The sequence below is a fragment of the Cellulosilyticum sp. I15G10I2 genome (genome assembly GCF_900095725.1).
GTDB lineage: Bacteria > Bacillota > Clostridia > Lachnospirales > Cellulosilyticaceae > FMMP01.
Map to the genome: position 1 here is coordinate 1 of NZ_FMMP01000001.1, position 636 is coordinate 636.

The following is a 636-nucleotide window of genomic DNA, read 5'->3' on the forward strand; positions in this document are numbered from 1 at the left end:
CCCCATTCGGATATCTCGGGATCAAAGCTTATTTGCAGCTCCCCCAAGCTTTTCGCAGCTTATCGCGTCCTTCATCGGCTCTCGGTGCCAAGGCATCCACTCTACGCTCTTAGTAGCTTGACCTAATTATGATTGATGCACGAATGCACCATCATGGTCAAATAATCTCTATATATAACAGTGTTTTTTACTGTTTAGATATAGGAATAAGTGCCTTGTTTCATTCTAAAGTAGACATAGTTTATAAATAAACATTTCATCTACTCAAAAAGAATTGTTTAATATTTTCGGTTAAATTGTAGATTTTAAATTATAAAGTTTAAAATCTTATTTTCGTAGTATTTGTTTTTCAAAGTACAAAGTGTAGATAGACTTAATTATGTGAGTCGGCATAAAGCTTCTCTCAATACGTTAAGCTATTCTACGTTCACCCTATCTTCTGCGCACTAACGTGCTAGAATCCAGGTTGAAAGCTCAATGAGCTTTCAAGATAGAACAGTAACCACATACAGTCATTTTCCTTAGAAAGGAGGTGATCCAGCCGCACCTTCCGATACGGCTACCTTGTTACGACTTCACCCCAGTCATTGGTTTTGCCTTAGGCGGCTCCTTCCCCGAAGGGTTAGGTCACCGACG

2 rRNA genes are annotated in these 636 nt (G+C 39.3%); both read right to left on the reverse strand.

The window, feature by feature from the left end:
• A 23S ribosomal RNA gene (locus tag BN3326_RS00005) occupies nt 1-123 on the reverse strand; the annotation flags it as partial.
• Nucleotides 124-525: 402 nt separating this feature from the next.
• Nucleotides 526-636: ribosomal RNA gene (locus BN3326_RS00010) — 16S ribosomal RNA — on the reverse strand; the annotation flags it as partial.